The organism is Sphingomonas sp. Root710 (assembly GCF_001429065.1).
Lineage (GTDB): Bacteria > Pseudomonadota > Alphaproteobacteria > Sphingomonadales > Sphingomonadaceae > Rhizorhabdus.
This window is the reverse complement of the sequence record NZ_LMIB01000012.1, coordinates 321,317-339,332: the sequence shown is the minus strand read 5'-3', so window position 1 is coordinate 339,332 and position 18,016 is coordinate 321,317. Positions and strand designations below refer to the sequence as shown.

Below are 18,016 nucleotides of genomic sequence, written 5' to 3'. Positions count from 1 at the left end.
AGCCCCATCCGCCTTGCCAACATAGCTTCTCTTTCGCGGCGGTCTGTGCTGCTTGTGGCGGATGACCCTGCGCAAAGCCAGTTTTCCGCCGATCGTGACGCCCGAAACCCGACTGCTGATGCTCGGCAGCCTGCCCGGGGAGGCGTCGCTGCGCGCGGCGCGCTACTATGCGCATCCGCAGAACCAGTTCTGGCGATTGCTTGGCGCGGCTATCGGGGGCGACGATCTGAACGCGCTGGAATATCCCGACCGGCTTGCTGCGCTTGCCGCGGCCGGCGTCGGTCTTTGGGACGTCGTGGCGGACGCGGTGCGACCGGGCAGCCTCGATGGCGCCATCCGCGATCACCGGCCGAACGACCTCGTCACGCTAGTGGCTTCGCTTCCCAATTTGCGGGCTATCGGCTTCAATGGTGCAACCGCAGCGCGAATCGGACGGAAGATGCTCGGCGATCGGTCCGGACTTGCGCTGGTCGATCTGCCGTCCAGTAGCCCGGCATATACGCTCGGCTATGCCGAAAAATTGCGCAGCTGGATAAAAATTCGGCAATTTCTTGGGAATTAAGCGGGCGAATTTGCCGGCGAAGCAGATTTTTTTATTCATCCAAGCTTCATCGCGTTCCTGTACTTGACGCAGTGCACACAAGGACCCCAAAGACAGCGCCGCTATGCACAACCCTTCCCGCTTTATCGCCGCCGCCGTTCTCGGCTCCGCTCTTCTGCTCACCGCGTGCGGTAAGCCCGAAACCATCACCCAGGGGGACAATGATCCCGATGCTGCGTCGATCAACGCCGCAGCGCCGGTCGAGCTGCCCCCAATGGTCATGCGCAGCCGCACCTATCGCTGCAAGGACGCGAGCCTCGTCTACGTCGACTTCTTCAGCAACAACACCGCAGCTTACAAGACCGAGAAGGAAGGCAAGGCGACCACGCTGACCGCTCCGGAAGCGGGCAAGCCCTTCACCGCCGAAGGCTATTCGATCAGCGGCGATGGCCCGCAGGTCGAAATCGCCGCTCCCGGCAAGCCGGCGCAGAGCTGCAAGGCCTGAGCCTTCGCTCTTCGAAAACCATCGGGCCGGTAGAGCATGGCTCTGCCGGCCTTTTTCATGCCGGCGGCTGGCAGATATCGACCCAGGTCGCGCCAGTGATCGCGGCCAGCCGCTCGGGGCTCAGGCAAACCGATGCCGTGCGCGATCCCGCCGCCGGATAGACCAGCCCGAAATCCTTCAGCGACATGTCGCAATAAACGGGCAGCGGCGTCGCGAGGCCGAACGGGCAGACGCCGCCGACCGGATGCCCGGTCAGCGTCTCGACCTCCTCGGCGCCCAGCATGCGCGGACGCCCGCCGAGCGCATCCTTAGTCTTGCGGTTGTCGAGACGCGCGTCGCCGCGCGCCACCACCAGCATGACCGCCTCGTTAACCCGCACCGACAGTGTCTTGGCGATCTGACCGGGCAGGACGCCCAGCGTCTCGGCGGCTTCCGCGACGGTGGCGGTGCTCGCTTCCTGAATGATGATCGCGATGTCGGGGGCGTGCTGCGCCAGCCAGGCGCGGACTGATTCGAGGCTCATGGGTCCCGCTTAGATCGGATTGCTCACACCGGCCAGACCGCCAGGATCAACGGTACGCCCAACAGCACGACGATCAGCGACAGCGGCGCGCCCAGCCGGGCATAGTCGGAAAAGCGGTAACCGCCGGGGCCCATGACCAGCGTGTTGCACTGATGGCCGATCGGCGTGAGGAAATCGCAGCCCGCGCCGACTGCGACCGCCATCAGGAAGGCTTCGGGCCGATAGCCGAGGTCGGTGGCGAACATAGCCGCGATCGGCGCCATCACCAGCACCGTCGCGGCATTGTTGAGGAAGGGCGTGACGGCCATGGCGGCGACGAGGATCAGGCCCACCGCCCCCCATATCGGCAGGGTTCGCGCGGTTGCCGAGAGCCAGCCGGCGATCAGGTCGGTGCCACCGGTGGTTTGCAGCGCTTCGCTGACCGGGATCAGCGCGCCGAGCATGACGAGGATCGGCCATTCGACGCTGTCATAAGCCTCTGCGGGGCTGATCGAGCCGGTCAGTATCATCAGCGCCGCTGCGCCGAAAAACGCCACAGCGACTGGGATAAGGCCCGCCGCCGTGGCCCCCATCGCCGCGGCGAGGATCGCCACCGGCAGCAGCCCGCGGCGCATGCTGCCCAGCCGGATCGGCCGTTCGGCGAGCGGCAGGAGGCCGAGTTCGCGCATCCGCTCGGGCAATATATCCAGCGGCCCCTGGACGACGACCACGTCGCCGGCGGCAAGCGGGGTATCGCCGAGCCGCTCGGTCATGCGATGCCCTGCGCGCGAGATCGCGATCAGGTTGATGCCGTGGACGTCGTGGAGAGCGATCAGTCCCGCGGCCTTGCCCACCAGCGAAGCGTTCGACGTGACGATCGCTTCGATGACGCCGCGCTTTTCCTCCATCGTTTCGGTGACGGCACTGCGATCCTGGCCCGCGAGTTCGAGTCCTCCCTTCGCTATGGCCCCTTCGAGTGCATTGGGTTCGCCGCGCAGGAACAGGGTGTCGCCCTCCTCGATCACCATGTCGGGCAGGGTGACCGCACGCCGTCGCGTTCCGCGCATCATGCCGGTGACGACCACCGCGCCGCCGCTGGCCGCGATGAAGTCGCCCACGGTTCCACCCGCTGCGCGCGCGCCGGGCGGCACCTCGGCCTCGGTATTGTAGTCGGCAATGTCCAGCGCCTCGTCGATCGTCGAAGCCGAGCGCCGGTCGCGCGGTATAAGCCGGTAACCGAAGCGGAGGAAGACAAGTCCGGCCAGCGCGAGGCCGAGGCCCACCGGAGCATAATCGAACATCCCGAAAGGCTGGCCGGTCATTTCCTCGCGCACGCGCGACACGATGATGTTCGGGGAGGTCCCGATCAACGTGATGAGCCCGCCGAGCAGCGATCCGAACGACATGGGCATCAGGAATACTGAGGGCGAGGCGTTCGATCGCTTTGCCATCTTCAGCGCGGCGGGGATCAGCATCGCCAGCGCGCCGATATTCTTGACGAGCGCCGACAATATGGTGACCGATCCGACAAGCAGGGTCAGTTGCCAACGTATGCTGGTGACGCGTTTGCCGAGCCAGCCGAGAACGCCTTCGATCACCCCGGCGCGGCCGACCGCCGCGCTCACGACCAGCGCGCTGCCGACGATGATCACGATGTCATCGCTGAAGCCTTTGAAAGCATCTTTGGGGGAGACTGTTCCTGCCGCGATCGATGCGAGCAGGGCGATCATCGCCACCACGTCGTAGCGCAACCGGCCCCATATGAAGAGAAGCATCATCCCCGCGAGGATGAGGAAGGCGAAGATTTGTGGCTGCGTCATCAAGGCTCCCGTCAGGAGCTGAAGAACGCCTCAGCGTCTAATTGGCTGCGCCCGAAACGACCTGATCCACATCAGCCCTTGCGGACGATGAGGCCAAAGGGCGTGAAGGGCTTTTCCAGTCCGGTACCCGCCGCAAAGTTGAGCTGCGCAACCGAGAAATTGCGCGAGATGAGCATGATCGCGATTCGCTCGACCTCGGCACGCGGAATGGCGGTGGGCGGTGCGTCGCCGCCTGTCGCCAGATCGAACATGTGTACCGCATAGCCGCCCGGCCGCAGCAGCATCATCGCGCCGGTCAGGAAACTGGCCGTGTCGCCGGTCACGTGCAGCCGGCTGGCCGCGCCGAGTGACCAGATGAAATCGAAGCCACGTTCGTCGGCGGGCTGGTCGGCGATCGAGAGCGGGATGCCGTGCAGGCGGCCATCGGGGCCGGGGACCGCATCGATCGGCAAACAGGGCAAGGCATCCCAATGGATGCCTGCGCCCCCAGGCTGCGCCCTGACGGTCGCGACCATGGCGTGGCATTGATGTGCGGCCATGACCGGAGCGAGTGCGGTGGCGCGCTGTCCCAGTGCCAGTCCGCGCGCGCCGGGCTGCAACATCCCGTAGCGATCGAGGGCCTGGGCCGCGAAAGCGAGCTGCCAGGCGAGACGCTCATCGTCGGCGGCGGCGGGCATCAATTTCGACCAGCGGGTGAAATCGGGTTCGGCCAGCTGTTCCTCGGTCATCGGCTGCGACACCGGATCGCTCAGCCGCACCGGCTCGTCGCCGACCAGCCGGAAGGGCGTTTCCAGCGCCTTGGTGCCCCACTGCGTCGGCAGCAGCAACTCGTCGGCGATCGTTCCGTCGGACCCGCCGCTCTCCTCGGCGGTGATCCTGATCCCGGCGGCGCGGGCGTCGGTTCCCTCCAGGCAGAAGCCATAGGCGGCATAGGTCGCCCCGGCGACTGCCAGGACCGAGATGGTCATGCCGCGCTCGGCCGCCGCGCGATCGGTCAGATCGAGGCGGGAAGAGGTGACGAAGATGGCGTCGCGGCCGCTGCCGTGGACGAAGGCGTTGATGTGGACGCGCAGCTCGCCGAAGCTCGCCTGCAGCTTGTCGATATGTATCGTGAAGGTCACGCGGCCCGGGCGGAAGGCGATATAGGGCGTGTGGAAGACATAGCGCGGATCGGGGCCGCGTTCGCCGCCGCCCAGCGGTTTGATCGCGCTGCTGTGACCGATCATGAACCCGAAGGGATCGAGTTCGCGCACCAGGTCCTGATTTTCGATATCCGACATGGCCTCTCCCTAGAACCGCATCGCCGATCGCGGAAGGGCTTGCGCGTCAATCATCGACAGGCCGCTTGCGGCCCGCCTTGGCCCAGGGCTGACCGATCCAGCGCCGGTATATGTCGTGCGTCAGCCAGAGCAGCGGCACGCGGCGCGGGGCGATACCGGGCAGGCTCCAGACATCGAGGCCGCTGACCGGCAGGAACGGGTTGCGCCGGCTATAGGCGAACAGCTCGACACGCGTGGTCGGCCGGTTCGTTTCCGCCCGGGCATGGAAGCCGAAGGTGTCAGCTACCACCAGCGTGTTCGCGGGTACCGCGAAGGCGGCGGGCGGCGGCAGGCCGAGTTCGGCTAGTTCGTTGGGTTCGATCCGGAAGGACCCGCGTGCCGACAGGAAATCGCCGCTGCCGCGGACCGCGAGGCTGCGGCGCTGCTCCCAGGCGATCCGTTCGGGCGTCAGCCGGTGCGATCCGGGAACATAGGTGAGCGGGCCGTCTTCAGGAGCGACGTCTTCCAGGAAAAGCCACGCCTTCATCGTCGGATGGAAGGTGTCGGCATGGATGTTGGTCTGCGGATCGGGGAGGTTGTCGTGGCGGTGGCTGAGGATCGACTGGACATAGAGCAGCGGCTCGATGTCGAAGCTGGCGACATAGCGCGCCAGCGATCGCCAGCGCGGATCGCGGAGGAAGCTGCGGACCGCGGGCACCTGGCGGATCATCGCCGGATCGACCGCGTAGCGGCGCGTCACGGTGTCGCCCTGAACCATCTCGCGCGCCGGTCCGGCCCAGTCGCGCAGCTGATCGCGCAGGGCTGCGAAATCCCCGGCTGGCAGAAAGTCGTGCTTCACGACGAAGCCGTCGCGCTGGAACGCGGCGACATCGGCGGGATCGACCGCCTTCGCCAGCCCGCGCCGCCGCCGCTCCGCCATCGCGCTCGCCAGCCGGACGCGGCCTGCGTGCAGCCCGCGCCGGTTGAGGCGATCCGACCCGATCATAGGGTTGTCGAGGAAAGATTTGGCCCCGGTGAGCAGTTGTGCGGCCCACCAGGGCGCGAGAAGCGTGCGCAGAATCGGGGTCATGAGGCTGTTCAGGCGATGCCGCGCGATTTGAGGATGGCTTCGATCGGACCGACGTCGGTGGGATTGTTGAGTTCGATCGCATCCCAGTCGATCGGTTCGAACGGCACCACACCCACGGCTACGCCGCCAGCGAGGAAGCGAAGCTGCTCCAACCCCTCGAGCTGTTCGATCTCCGAGACCCCGAGCGCAACATAGCGGCGCAGCGCGTCGGGGCGATAGGCGTAGACGCCGAGATGGAGATGGACCGGCGGGAAGGGCAGCGCCGCGGCGTCAGGCGGCAGATGCGGGATCACACGCTTGGAGAAGTAGAGCGCGCGCCGGTCGCCGCCGAACACGACCGTGGTGCCGCCCACCCGGCCTTGCACCTGATCCGCGACCAGATGGGCGTAGGTGCTCTGCGCACAGCGGATCGCCGGCGTGGTCATCGCGACATCGGGCGTGGCGCGCAGCGCGTCGACCAGCGCGGTGACGACATGGGCGGGGGTGAGCGGGGCGTCGCCCTGGAGGTTGACGACGATCTCCGGTTCGATCCCGAGCCGTGCGATGGCGTCGGCGCAGCGTTCGGTGCCGTTGGCGCAGCTTTCGGCGGTCATCACCACTTGTCCGCCAAAGGCCCGCACGGCGTCGGCGATGCGCTCGTCGTCGGTCGCGACCCAGATCGACGCAGGATCGGCGATCGTCGTCGCGCATTCCCAGCTGCGCTGGATCAGCGGCTTCGCAATGCTTGTCGCGCCGACCAGCGGGGCGAGCGGCTTGGCGGGGTAGCGCGACGACTTGTAACGCGCGGGGATGATGACCGCGACGCCGGTCACAGCGGCGGGGTCCTCAGCTCAGGCCGTAGCGGACGAAGTCGTGGATGTGGACGATGCCGGCCGGATAGCCGGGGCGCTGCTCGTCCATCACGAAGACGGTGGTGATCTTGCAGTCGTTCATGATCATCAGCGCGTCTTCCGCGAGCGTGTCCTGGGGCACGGTCTTGGGATTCGGCGTCATCACGATCGCAGCGGTCCCGTCGAGCAGATCGGCTATATGGCGGCGAAGATCGCCGTCGGTGATCACCCCGACCAGCCGGCCGTCGCCGTCGATGACGCCGGCGACGCCGAAGCCGATCGAGGTCATCGTCATGATGACTTCGCGCATCGGGGTGTCGAGCTCGACCAGCGGCAGGCTGGCGCCGACATGCATCATCTCGCTCACCGCCATCAGGCGCAGGCCGATCGCGCCGCCCGGATGGAGCTTCTTGATGTTGTCGCGCGCGACGCCGCGCACGTCCATCAGGGCCATCGCCAGCGCGTCGCCGAGCGCGAGCATCATCACGGTCGAGCTGGTCGGCGCGATGTTGCTGGGGCAGGCTTCACGCACCTGCGGCAGCAGTAGGCGGACATCGGCGGCCTGCATCACCGGCGACTCGGCGCGCGAGGCGATGCCGATGATGCGAATGCGCAGGTTGCGGCAATGCTGCATGACCGGGGTCAGCTCGGTCGTCGCGCCCGAATTGGACAGGACGATCAGCGTATCGCCATGCTTGACCATGCCGAGATCGCCATGCGCGGCCTCGGCGGGATGGATGAAGATCGCGGGCGATCCGGTCGCCGACAGCGTCGCGGCGATCTTGCGCGCCATATGGCCGGACTTGCCCATGCCGGTGACGACGATGCGGCCCTCGGTCGCGTCGAGCAGGCGGACGGCGGCGGTGAAATTGTCATCGAGCAGCGCTTCGAGCTGGACCAGCGCGTTGATCTCGGCGCGCAGCACTTCGCGCCCGCGTTCGAGAATGATGTCGTTGGCCGCGTCGGACCGGATGTCGTGTGTTATCACGCTCGTCTCCCTGGCCCCACTGCTCGTCGCGAAAATAGCCGGGCTTGCATTTGTTGCAACATAATAATTGCGGCAACGCACCAAAATGGTCCGGTCCCGCTATTATGGACGGAGCCACCGGTCAACCGCCTTGGCCGTCACGCTTTTTTTCGGACGATCATCCCGAAGGATGTCGCGACCCACCGCAGCAGGGCGAGGCGAAGATGCGGATCATTCACATAGGGCGGCAGATCGATGACCCGGTCGAGTTCGGCATCGCCGCTGTCGAAGGTGATTGGGATGACCTGATGGCCCTGGCGGATCAGGCGCGCCGCCAGCCGCTCGAAATCGCGCCGCCGGAATATCACCGTCGCGCCGCTGTCCAACGTCTGGTCGTTCGAGCTCAGGTTGAGTTCGGTGGTGTGGACCGCGAGGCCGCCCGGCTTCAGGCAGGCGAGCGAATTTTCGAAGAAGTCGAGGCCGGCGTCGATCGAGCCGAGATGCTCATAGGCGCAGGACGACCAGGTGAAGTCGAAGCCGGTGAGGTCGGCCGGGATCGCGGTCATATCCACGGCGCGATAGCTGACCCGTTCGAAGAAGGTTGCCTCGTCGCACAGATGCGGCTGATAGATGTCGCGCAGGCTGGTGCCGAGCTGGGCGGTGTCGTTCCACGCCTGCGCGCGATCATCGGCCGCCGCGAGATCAGTTGCGACGATTTGGCAGCCGGCGGCGGCGAAGACCGACGGCAGCGGCTCCTGCCCGATGCCGAAGCCGACGCCCCGGGCGCCTTCGCGCAAGGCGCCATAATATTCGAGAGCGCGGGCGATGAAGACATATTCCCACTGCTTGCGATGCGGCGAGCGGGCCATGCCCATGCGCCGGCACCACTCCTCATATGCCGGCTCGTCCATCTGCGCAGCGGTGCACATCTGCGACAGGGGCTCGGCGAGGGTGGCGGGCCGCTGGACGATATGGGAAGCCAGCGGGCCGGTGCCGGGCGCCGCCAGGAATGTTCGGCGCGCGATGTCGAACCGGTCGTTCAGGGCTTCACGGGGCTCGCCGCCGATCATGTCGATTTCGACCTGATCGGCGCGCGCGTCGCTGTCCGCGGTAACCGCGCCCATCACCGCATAGCTGCAGTCGAGGCGGCCGCGCATCGATATCTCGGTCTCCCCGCCGGCTCGCGCGATCTCGGCAAGCGGAAGCTGCCTGGTACGAGAGTCGCGCAGGACGCCCAGGCCGTCGAGGCGGTTGATCGACAGCAGCAGCGAACCCGTTCGTGCTTCCAGCCCGGGGAAGCGGATCAGGAAGCGGATGCGGCCGCCGGAGCTTTGCACATAATTTGTGTGAAAGGCGTAGCCCGGCACGAGCGGCGGTTCCTGTCCGGCGTTTTCGACGAGCGCGCTTGCGTGCCCCGGCCAGAAGGAAAAGGGCTGCAGGGCGACGCGCTGGCGGTTGCGATGCGGCAGCGAACGCAGGTCGCTCCACGCGTAATGCCAATAGGAAACCAAGCGGCGGATCAGCGAAGGACGGGTTCGGGTCGAGGCCTGGGGCGGCATGGGGGCATCGATCGTCATAGGAGACGCCGCTCTATGGCCGCAGGAGGAATGTTTCAACCGCGCAGATCACCTGCGCGAGACTGGGTAGACCGCTCCGGGCGGCCGGTCCGGATGGCAGGCGGGAAATGGCGGTCACCGGCTGAGGAACAGCATGCGCAGCGGGCTGCCGTCGAAGATTTCGGCCCGGCTGACCGGACGGAGACCATATTCTTCGTCGATCCAGGCGATCGAGAAGCCTGCCGCCTCGGCCTGATTGAGCATGCCCGGCGCGTCATGGTAGCTCGCTGGCGAGAATTCGATGATGATGTAGCGCAGGCATTCGCCCGCAATCATCGCGCTCATGCCCTGCCAGATCATTTCCTCGGCGCCCTCGGCGTCGATCTTGACCAGCGTAGCTTCCATCGCCCCGGGAAAACCATCGAGCCGGCGCGTCGTGGCCTTCATGAAATTGGGGCCGTCGGGAGCGAGGGCGGTGATCTGCGTGCCGCCCGGATGGTCGTCCGACAGGAGCAGATTCACCTCGGCGCCGTCCGTGGCGCCGACCACCTGCTGATGGAAATCCACCCGGCTCTGGAGCCCGTTTATCTGCACCGAGTCGCGCAGCATCGCGGCAATGCGCGGATTGGGCTCGAAAGCGATGACCCGACCCCTAGGCCCGCAGAGCAGCGCCATCAGCACGGTGAAATAACCGAGGTTCGCGCCGACATCGATCACGGTCATGCCGAAGCGAAGCTTGTCGATCAGCAGGCCGGTAATGCGCGGTTCCCAGCAGCCATCCATCATCAGATGCGGCGAGATGCTGCGATCGCGGGCGTCGACGAAGAATTTGGTCCGGCCAAGGATCCGGCAGAGGATAGTGTCGTTATCGACCGGGATCGCGCTGACCGTTCGCTGGAGGTAGACGCGGCGCAGCCATGCCTGCAGCTTCGGAACATACCGAAGGATCGTGCGGCGGTTGGCGAAGAGGGTGAAATCGACCGGGCGAGTCATGGCTTCACACTAGCCCCGCGCTGCCGGACGCGGTCGTATCTCCCGCGTAGGAGGGTGTCGGACAATGGGATTCGGTACATGCCCGGGGTCGCTAGCAGAAAATCGGACCGGTGGAGACGAATAATCCCGAAGCACATGGACTATGGACGGAGCGCGGAGCGCCTCGCATTGCCAATTCGACGGTCGAGCGCCATATTCTCCGGTTCGGAGGCAGGAATTGAACCAGGCTGGCATAGGACAGGGCGGCGACAGGGGCTGGCTGCAGCGGATGAACACGCTGACGGCGCGGCGCGGCGATGCCGCGCGCCCGCAGGTTCCTGCCGGGCAGCGCGTCTATGCGATCGGCGACGTCCATGGCCGGCTCGACCTGCTGATCCCGCTGCTCGCCCATATCCGCGACGACATCGCCGCGCGCGCGGCCGCCGACAATCATGTCGTGCTGCTCGGCGACCTGGTCGACCGGGGGCCCTATTCGGCGGAGACGCTCGAATATGCGATCAGCGGCCTGCCGGGCTTCGCGACCTTCCATATCCTGATGGGCAACCATGAGGAGGCGATGCTGCGCGCGCTCGACCCGCTCGAGGACCGCAGCCAGAATCTCTGGCTGAAATTCGGCGGCTACGAGACGCTGGCGAGCTATGGCCTGCCGGTCGCCGCGCTGGGCGACGAAATCCCGCCGATCGAGACGCTGCGGCAGCATATTCCCGAGCGGCACCGCCAGTTTCTCGACAATCTGCCCGATGCGATCCGCTTCGGCGACTATGTGTTCGTCCATGCCGGCGTCCGTCCCGGGGTGGCGATGGACGACCAGACCCCGGCCGACATGCGCTGGATCCGCAACGAATTCCTCGATCATCGCGGCGAACTGGGCGCGTTCATAGTCCATGGCCATTCGATCTCCACCGAACCGGATGTCCAGAACAACCGGATCGGCATCGACACCGGGGCCTATCGCAGCGGCGTTCTGACCGCGCTGGGCCTGGAAGGCGAGCGGCGCTGGCTGCTGCGCGCGAGCGTGATCGACGGCGAAGTTCAAACGAAATTAAGCAGTTTGGGTTAAGCCCCGAATCGGATCGGCCGCCAGCGAGCCGGTTCCGGTTTGCAGGGGGAGTCGCCCGATGCGGCGCGTGCGTGGAAGGTCGGCCCTCGCGGTCGACAGCGTCGAGGAAGAACGCAAGGAGCGGCTTCGCTTCCTGCGCGGCCTGTTTCCGCGCGCCACCACCCATGACCAGCAATCGATCGGCAACCGCGTCCGCATGGCGGTCGACGCGCTGCCGATGCTGCTGCTCGCCAATGTCGCGGTGGTGGCGGGCCTGGGGCTGATCCGCAGGCCCGACCCGTTCGGCCCCGCCTTCTGGCTGCTCGCCGCGCCGCTGGCGCTGATCCTCGGGTCGGGCGCGCTGCTGCGCTTCGTGGCGCGGCACAAGCGCCCCGCGGCCTTCTCGCCCGAGCGGATGCACGCGCTCGTCTCGATCTTCGGGCTGACCCAGGGCCTCGTCTGGTCGGCCTGGATGATCGGCGCCGTGGGTGACATGACGTCGGACCGCTGGCCGGTCGCGGCGATCGCCTATTCGGCGCTGCTGGTGATCACCACCCTGGCCTTCGCCCCGGTGCCGACCGCGGCGCTGGCGCTGTGGCTTACCCTGTCGATCACCGCCGGGATCGCCGCCGGGCAGTGGATGGCGCTGGCGGTGCTGATCCCGCTTCTCGCCATCGCCACGGTCGCGCTGGGCGGGATTTCCGAACGCAGCTATCTCGCCTCGCGCCGCTGGCTGGCCAACGCCGCCGAAGCGCTGAAGGCCGCCGTGCTGCTGCGCGAGTTCGAGGAGAACCGGCGCGGATGGTTCTGGGAAACCGACGCCCGCGGCCTGCTCACCTATATCTCGCCCCAGATCGCGTCGGCGATCGACCTGCCGGTCGAGGAACTGATCGGCAGCCCGATGACCGGCCTGGTCCTCCACGAGCGCGGCGACGGCGGCACCGGCGACGGCGAACGCACGCTGGGCTTCCACCTGTCGACCCGGCTCGCTTTCTCCGAGATCGCGGTGCGCGCGGCGGCGGGGACCGAGATCCGCTGGTGGTCGCTCTCCGGCCGCCCGGCCTTCGACGAATATGGCACCTTCCTGGGTTTCCGCGGCAGCGGCACCGACCTGACCGAGATGCGCCGGTCCGAGGCCGAGGTGAAGCGGCTGGCGAGCTATGACTCGTTGACCGGCCTGCCCAACCGCATCCTGATGCGCCGGACCCTCGACGAGTCGCTGCACGACATCGCCGGGCGGCCGAAGCGCGCCGCCTTGTTCATGCTCGATCTCGACCGCTTCAAGTCGGTCAACGACACGCTGGGTCATCCGGTGGGCGACAGCCTGTTGCGGCAGGTGGCTGAGCGGTTGCAGCGCGTGGTGCATAATGATGGGCAGGTCGGCCGGCTGGGCGGCGACGAGTTCAACGTCGTGCTGCCCGGCATCGTCGACAAGCACCGGCTCGCCACCCTCGCCACCGCGATCATCGCCGAAGTGTCGAAGCCCTATCTGATCGACGGCGCGCATGTCTCGATCGGCGCGTCGGTGGGCATCGCCATCGCCCCCGACGACGGCGCCACCGCCGATGCGCTGGTCCGCAATGCCGACCTCGCGCTTTACGCCGCCAAGGCCGACGGCAAGGGCGTCCACCGCTTCTACGAGCCCGAGATGCACGCCAGCGCCAAGGAGCGCCGCCTGCTCGAGATGGACCTGCGCAACGTGATGAACGAGAGCGGGCTGCACCTCGTCTATCAGCCGGTGGTCAACGCCGACAGCGAGGCGATCGTCGGTTTCGAGGCGCTGGCGCGCTGGAACCACCCGACGCGCGGGCCCGTCTCCCCCGGCGAGTTCATCCCGATCGCCGAGGAGATCGGCCTGATCCCGCAGATCGGCGAATGGGTGCTGCGCACCGCCTGCCTGGAGGCCGCGAACTGGCCCGATTCGGTGCGCGTCGCGGTCAACATCTCGCCGATCCAGTTCGCCAATCCGTCGCTGCCCGGCATCGTGATGAGCGCGCTGGCCGCCTCGCAGCTGCCGCCCCACCGGCTCGAACTGGAGATCACCGAGGGGGTGTTCCTGAACGACGACGCCGCGACCGACGCGATGTTCGCGCGGCTGAAGGCGATCGGGGTGCGCTTCGCGCTCGACGATTTCGGCACCGGCTATTCGTCGCTCGGCTATCTGAAGAAGGCGCCGTTCAACAAGATCAAGATCGACCAGAGCTTCGTGCGCGGGGCGGCTGTCCCGGGGAACCGCAATGCCGCGATCATCCGTGCGATCGTGGCGCTGGCCGAGAGCCTGGAGATGGAGACCACCGCCGAGGGGGCCGAGACCCCCGAGGAATTGCAGCTGATCCGCTCGCTCGGCTGCAGCCACATCCAGGGCTATATCTTCGGCAAGCCGATGCTGTCGGACGAGGCGCGCGCCCGTGTGGCGGGATCGGGCAAGCTGGTGATGCCAAGCCTGGTCGTCACCCGCGATCCGCGTGTGGCGGTGCTGCGCGCCGCCACGATCAAGAGCCCGCGCGGCACCGAGACGGGGCGTGTGCGCAACCTGTCGCGATCGGGCGCGATGATCGAATGCGGGATCCCGTTCCGCCCCGGCGAGGCGGTGACCCTCGATTTCGGCGACGGGATGCCGGTGAAGGGCGTGATCCGCTGGAACGACGAGGACCGCTTCGGCATCGCCTTCGACGAGCCGATCGAGGAGGCGCAGCTGAGCCCGCAACGCATGGTGAAGAGCGCCGTCGGCGGCCCGAGCGCCGCCACCGGCTAACGCGCTGTCGCCGGCGAGACGGATGAGGTGGCGCGAGAGGCGCAGATAGCGGGTGATCCCGCGCGTCCGCGCCGAGCGCGCGCCATGTTTCCAGGCATTGCGATTGCCGCGCTGTCCGCCGCTGCCCTTGCCGCCGCCGTGCATCCGGCACCGCGCCTTGCCGCCGACCGCAGGCGAGCGGCACGGCGAACCGCCGCGCGTGCGCGCGCCGCAGCGGGGCGCATTGGCCAGGATGTCCGGTTGCATGGGCTCGACCGCTCGTTTTTTAATGGGTGGCGGCGGAGCGATTGCGCCGGGCCGGTTTTCCGGCGGGCGGGGCGATGGCCGCATCAAGGCCGGATGCCGCCGCCTTCCGCGCTTCCTTCGCCGCCGCTGCCTCCACCGCCTGATCGGCCCGAACGACCGCCTGCAACGCCGCGCGGCACCCGGTCTGCGCGCGCATCGCCAGACGGAGATAGGTCTGCGAAGCGAAGGGGGAGTCCTGAAAGACATCCACGGCGTGATCGGTGAAATCGGTGAAGATGCCATCGAGCGACACGGCATGGTCGACGAGGATCTCGCGCATCAGCGCGCGGATTTCGTGCGGTTTACCGGGGTCTCTGTCTTTTCGGTGTGCTTTGGAGGTGGTCATGTCGGTCATCGGCCTGCCTTTCAGGCCGGGCGCATCCGGCCCGGCATGGCGGCTTCTTCACCCGCCCGCCCGGCGAAGATCGGCCTTCGCATGGGGAGGAGGTAAGGCGGCGTCGGACCGGGTCAAAGGCGCTCGGCTTCGGTTTTGGGGCCGAAATGCCTATTCGATTTTAGCGGAAAAAGGCGATTATATACTTGACAAAGCAGACCCCCGACCCCTAAAAGGGGTGCATGACGAACCTTACCGCCCCGCACTTCACCGACGCCGACAAAGCACGCGAGCATCTTGAAGCTCTGCGCTGGCCGAACGGTGCCGTTTGCCCGCACTGCCAGTCGGTCAACGCGCAGCGGCTTCCGGCGCAGCGCGGTCGTCCGACCAAGGCGCACCCGGAAGGCGCGGTTCGTGATGGCGTCTACCAGTGCCGCGATTGCCGTAAGCAGTTCAGCGTCACGGTCGGTACTGTGTTTGAGAGCAGCAAGGTTCCGCTGAACAAGTGGCTGATGGCTACGCATCTGCTGTGTGCCAGCAAGAAGGGCATGAGCGCCCATCAGCTTCACCGTATGCTGGGCATCACCTACAAGACGGCTTGGTTCATGTTCCACCGCATTCGCGAGTCCATGCGTGAAGGCGAGCTTGCTGTGCCGTTCGGTTCGGGCGGTGGCGGCGTCGAGGTGGACGAAACTTACATCGGTCGCCTTAAGGGTCAGCCCGTCCGTCAGTCGGGCGGGCACAAGATGAAGGTCATTAGCCTTGTCGATCGCGACACGGGCCGCATTCGCTCATACGCTTTCGATCAGATGATCTCGACCTATGTGGAGCCGATCGTAAAGGCGAACATCGCGAAGGAAGCCCGTCTGATCACCGATCAGGCTCGCCTCTATAAGCCGCTCGGCAAAGAGTTCGCCAGCCACGAGACGGTCAATCACTCGGTCAACGAGTATGTGCGCGGCGACGTGTTCACCAACACCGTCGAAGGCTCTTTCTCCATCTTCAAGCGTGGCATGAAGGGCATCTATCAGCATTGCGGCGAGCAGCATTTGCACCGCTACCTTGCCGAGTTCGATTTCCGCTATTCGAACCGTGCCAAGCTCGGCATCAGCGATGATGTTCGCGCCGAGCGCGCCTTGAAGGGCATCGGCGGCAAGCGCCTCACCTATCGGCGGTCTGACGAGCAATACGCCTAAAGCTAAACCGACAAAGCCGCCGAAAAATCAGCGCTGGCGATCTAAACATTGACGAGGGAGCTAGTACGCTATGCGCGGGGAAGGCGCATAGCGTGTTTTTGGCCGCTAAGCGACTCGAAAAATTCGACAATTTTCGGTTAATGAGTTATTACGGTCCCCGACACGATTGAAGCCGAGGCCTCCTACAGCCCCGGCTTCGATCAATCCGCTAACGATGAGTACAATCGCCAGCGGACTGGCAGCTTTTGCAGGGGGAATTTGGGCCCTTCGATGTCCAAGGTCAAGGCGATTGTACGATCCAGACCAAGAAAGGGTCACGTACATGCCTCACTATCTCGTCGCCTATGATTGCAATAAGCCGGGCCAAAACTATCCGGACTTAATCAAGCATCTCGAAGGCTATCCAAACCACTGGCACATTCAAAAATCGGCTTGGATTGTTGGGCCAGCCTCGTCCGCGCTCGATGTCGCCACCGCCGCTTGCCAGTTTCTGGACAGCAATGACGACCTTATTGTTCAGGCTTGGACGGAAGATTCCGCGTGGTGGGGATATGACGACAAGGGGACGGAGTGGCTCCAGTCCGTGATGTAAACGGCTGACCATTCCGATACGGCACGCCGTATTTAAAAGGTGGCTCCAGCATAGTGGTATCATAGTACCACTATGCTGGCCGCTGATCAATCGGCTTTAGGAGCGCTCTTCCGTTTCGGACTCGACTCTTTCTTCGCATCATGCGGTTTAGGTGGGGTGCTGAGCATACGGCGCAGCACATCATCTGTTGGGTCGGTATCGGACATGGATCAATCTCAACCTTGCGCCTCAGAGGAAATCAAAGTGATGGCCGGTATCGGCCATCTCTGCCTTCAATGGGCTCGCCTCGAATTGGCTGTTATCGGTGTCCTTATCACAATTGAGGACATGACGGTCGAAAAAGGGGAAATCATATTCGGCGGTCTCGATATCATACCGCGCATTAATATGGCCCTCGGCCTGGGACTGCACAATAAGATACCTCTCCGGTTTACCAAGCGCCTCACCGCCGTTCGGAAGGCTTTGCGAGACGGGTTGGCGGCAGACCGCAATACGCTTGTGCATGGCGCTCATCGGCCTATGGAAAACGGGGCCACTACCCTGAGAATGTCGCGCCTGAAGGGTGAAAAAAAGGAGCAGTCATTCACCCCGCTGCAGATTGGAAAGATCGGCGCTGAAATCCACGCGCTTGCCAACGAATGCTGGTCAATTCGTGACGACATTGGGGTGTGGAAGTTTGGCCCAGATAGCAAGGAAGACGGCGCTAACGATCTCGCTAGCGGTACTCCCGTCGTCGGGCTCGAACTCGCAAAACGCATCCACGCCAGCGTCCAACGCCTCTGGCGGAAGTTCAAACGGTAGCGCCGGCCTGTCATTCTCCATTTGTTCTTTCCTTGTGCGATTTGTCAAGTATATAATCGCCCGGAAAAAGCAAGAACAAAAAGAGAACAATTATCTTGGCGGTCAGTCGGCCTGGTCGAGGCAGTTCGATCACATGGCCACGATTCCGGTCTACCGGCTCATGCCCCCGCCAAACCGAAGTCCAGCACGGCAGGAAGAGGATGCCGTGCTCCCCCATTGCCGATGTTTCGGCTCGATCTGCACCGAGTGCCGATCCGCCCTAGGATTACGGTGACAGTTTACTAAATCCGGAAGTTTACGCCAAAATGGGTTGATCGTTATCCGACGATCGGATTTGGTAAACCTGTATAGTAATTCCAGCGTTTTTGCGGTCATCAGCGTCGCATACCCCTCCACCATGCTGCGCATGGTCCCCCTCCCCATCGCTTTGCGATAGGGAGGATTTGAGAGGTCAGGCCTCCATTTGCCCGGCGGCACGCCGATGCGCAATTGCCGCCATAGGATCGCGCCTTAGCTTTCAAGCTCCCCCACATACCCAACCCTATTCCGCAGCACCCGATCCCCTCGATCTCCAGTTCCACCCGGTCGCCTGACTGCAGATAGCGGTCGAGTTCGAAGCCGCAGCCGTTGAGGACCGTCCCCGATCCGATGATCTCGCCGGGGACCAGCGGGGCGTTGCGGCTGAATTGTTCGATCGCGTCTTTGAAGCGCCAGTGCATGCTGGCGGTGGTGCCGTGCGACCAGATTTCTCCGTTGATCCGGGCGGTCATCGTCAGCGTGTAGGGATCGGCGAACTCGTCCGGGGTGACGATGCAGGGGCCGATGCGGTTGGCGATGTCCTTGCCGCCCGCCGGGCCAATCGGCGGTCGCGTGATCCCGTCGAGGCTGCGCGGATAGCGCCAGGCGGCTTTTCCTGCCGCTCTAGGTAATCCGGCCAAAGAGGCGTATTAC

The 18,016-nt window shown here is 65.2% G+C and carries 17 protein-coding genes and 1 pseudogene; 7 read left to right on the top strand and 11 right to left on the bottom strand.

Translation table 11 applies throughout. From position 1 onward, the window contains the following. Positions 1-61: 61 nt before the first annotated feature. Together ASE00_RS11460 and ASE00_RS11455 are read left to right on the top strand one after the other, a co-directional pair. Positions 62-562 (top strand): DNA-deoxyinosine glycosylase, encoded by a 501-nt coding sequence (locus ASE00_RS11460; RefSeq protein WP_056380325.1) that lies wholly within the window; start codon positions 62-64, stop codon positions 560-562. Positions 563-665: 103 nt separating this feature from the next. Continuing rightward, positions 666-1,046 (top strand): hypothetical protein, encoded by a 381-nt coding sequence (locus tag ASE00_RS11455; RefSeq protein ID WP_056380323.1) that lies wholly within the window; start codon positions 666-668, stop codon positions 1,044-1,046. A gap of 55 nt (positions 1,047-1,101) precedes the next feature. Here ASE00_RS11455 and ASE00_RS11450 read toward each other — a convergent pair whose 3' ends face one another. The 8 genes from ASE00_RS11450 to ASE00_RS11415 form a co-directional block, all read right to left on the bottom strand. Then, on the bottom strand, positions 1,102-1,569 hold the full coding sequence (locus tag ASE00_RS11450; protein ID WP_056380321.1) for a YbaK/EbsC family protein: 468 nt from the start codon (positions 1,567-1,569) through the stop codon (positions 1,102-1,104). Positions 1,570-1,592: 23 nt separating this feature from the next. Continuing rightward, positions 1,593-3,368 carry an SLC13 family permease gene (locus ASE00_RS11445; protein ID WP_056380318.1) on the bottom strand — a complete coding sequence of 592 codons (1,776 nt, stop codon included), beginning with the start codon at positions 3,366-3,368 and terminating at the stop codon, positions 1,593-1,595. 71 nt (positions 3,369-3,439) lie between these two features. Further along, a complete protein-coding gene (locus tag ASE00_RS11440) occupies positions 3,440-4,648 on the bottom strand; it encodes a hypothetical protein (protein WP_056380316.1) in 1,209 nt (402 codons plus the stop codon). Between the two features lie 46 nt (positions 4,649-4,694). After that, on the bottom strand, positions 4,695-5,717 hold the full coding sequence (locus tag ASE00_RS11435; protein ID WP_056380315.1) for a phytanoyl-CoA dioxygenase family protein: 1,023 nt from the start codon (positions 5,715-5,717) through the stop codon (positions 4,695-4,697). Between the two features lie 8 nt (positions 5,718-5,725). Beyond that, positions 5,726-6,529 (bottom strand): 3-deoxy-manno-octulosonate cytidylyltransferase, encoded by an 804-nt coding sequence (locus ASE00_RS11430; RefSeq protein WP_056380312.1) that lies wholly within the window; start codon positions 6,527-6,529, stop codon positions 5,726-5,728. A gap of 13 nt (positions 6,530-6,542) precedes the next feature. Then, positions 6,543-7,535 (bottom strand): KpsF/GutQ family sugar-phosphate isomerase, encoded by a 993-nt coding sequence (locus ASE00_RS11425; RefSeq protein WP_056380310.1) that lies wholly within the window; start codon positions 7,533-7,535, stop codon positions 6,543-6,545. Between the two features lie 137 nt (positions 7,536-7,672). Then, entirely contained in the window at positions 7,673-9,091 is a 1,419-nt protein-coding gene (locus ASE00_RS11420) for an SAM-dependent methyltransferase (RefSeq protein ID WP_056380308.1), read from the bottom strand. A gap of 114 nt (positions 9,092-9,205) precedes the next feature. Beyond that, positions 9,206-10,063 (bottom strand): FkbM family methyltransferase, encoded by an 858-nt coding sequence (locus tag ASE00_RS11415; protein ID WP_056380306.1) that lies wholly within the window; start codon positions 10,061-10,063, stop codon positions 9,206-9,208. A gap of 217 nt (positions 10,064-10,280) precedes the next feature. On the opposite strand from ASE00_RS11415, the gene ASE00_RS11410 reads away from it, so the two are divergent. Then, on the top strand, positions 10,281-11,123 hold the full coding sequence (locus ASE00_RS11410; RefSeq protein WP_235538636.1) for a metallophosphoesterase family protein: 843 nt from the start codon (positions 10,281-10,283) through the stop codon (positions 11,121-11,123). A gap of 58 nt (positions 11,124-11,181) precedes the next feature. Continuing rightward, positions 11,182-13,857 carry an EAL domain-containing protein gene (locus ASE00_RS11405; protein ID WP_056380304.1) on the top strand — a complete coding sequence of 892 codons (2,676 nt, stop codon included), beginning with the start codon at positions 11,182-11,184 and terminating at the stop codon, positions 13,855-13,857. A gap of 135 nt (positions 13,858-13,992) precedes the next feature. Here the strand turns inward: ASE00_RS11405 and ASE00_RS24465 are convergent. Both ASE00_RS24465 and ASE00_RS11400 read right to left on the bottom strand, forming a co-directional pair. After that, positions 13,993-14,103 (bottom strand): annotated as a pseudogene (locus ASE00_RS24465) (HGGxSTG domain-containing protein); the annotation flags it as partial. A gap of 19 nt (positions 14,104-14,122) precedes the next feature. Then, positions 14,123-14,497 carry a hypothetical protein gene (locus ASE00_RS11400; protein WP_156405396.1) on the bottom strand — a complete coding sequence of 125 codons (375 nt, stop codon included), beginning with the start codon at positions 14,495-14,497 and terminating at the stop codon, positions 14,123-14,125. 221 nt (positions 14,498-14,718) lie between these two features. Here ASE00_RS11400 and ASE00_RS11395 point away from each other — a divergent pair, with 221 nt between their 5' ends. The 3 genes from ASE00_RS11395 to ASE00_RS23470 all read left to right on the top strand — a co-directional run bounded on the left by ASE00_RS11395 (position 14,719) and on the right by ASE00_RS23470 (position 17,065). Continuing rightward, complete coding sequence (locus tag ASE00_RS11395; protein WP_056380301.1) at positions 14,719-15,672, top strand: IS1595 family transposase; 954 nt, start codon at positions 14,719-14,721, stop codon at positions 15,670-15,672. A 322-nt stretch (positions 15,673-15,994) separates the two neighbouring features. Further along, positions 15,995-16,264, top strand: coding sequence for a hypothetical protein (locus ASE00_RS11390; protein ID WP_056380299.1), 270 nt, complete (start codon positions 15,995-15,997; stop codon positions 16,262-16,264). Positions 16,265-16,336: 72 nt separating this feature from the next. Next, positions 16,337-17,065 (top strand): hypothetical protein, encoded by a 729-nt coding sequence (locus ASE00_RS23470; protein WP_156405395.1) that lies wholly within the window; start codon positions 16,337-16,339, stop codon positions 17,063-17,065. Between the two features lie 374 nt (positions 17,066-17,439). On the opposite strand, the gene ASE00_RS11375 is transcribed toward ASE00_RS23470, so the two are convergent. After that, positions 17,440-18,003, bottom strand: a complete 564-nt coding sequence (locus ASE00_RS11375) for a fumarylacetoacetate hydrolase family protein (RefSeq protein WP_056380292.1) — start codon at positions 18,001-18,003, stop codon at positions 17,440-17,442. Positions 18,004-18,016: the final 13 nt, after the last annotated feature.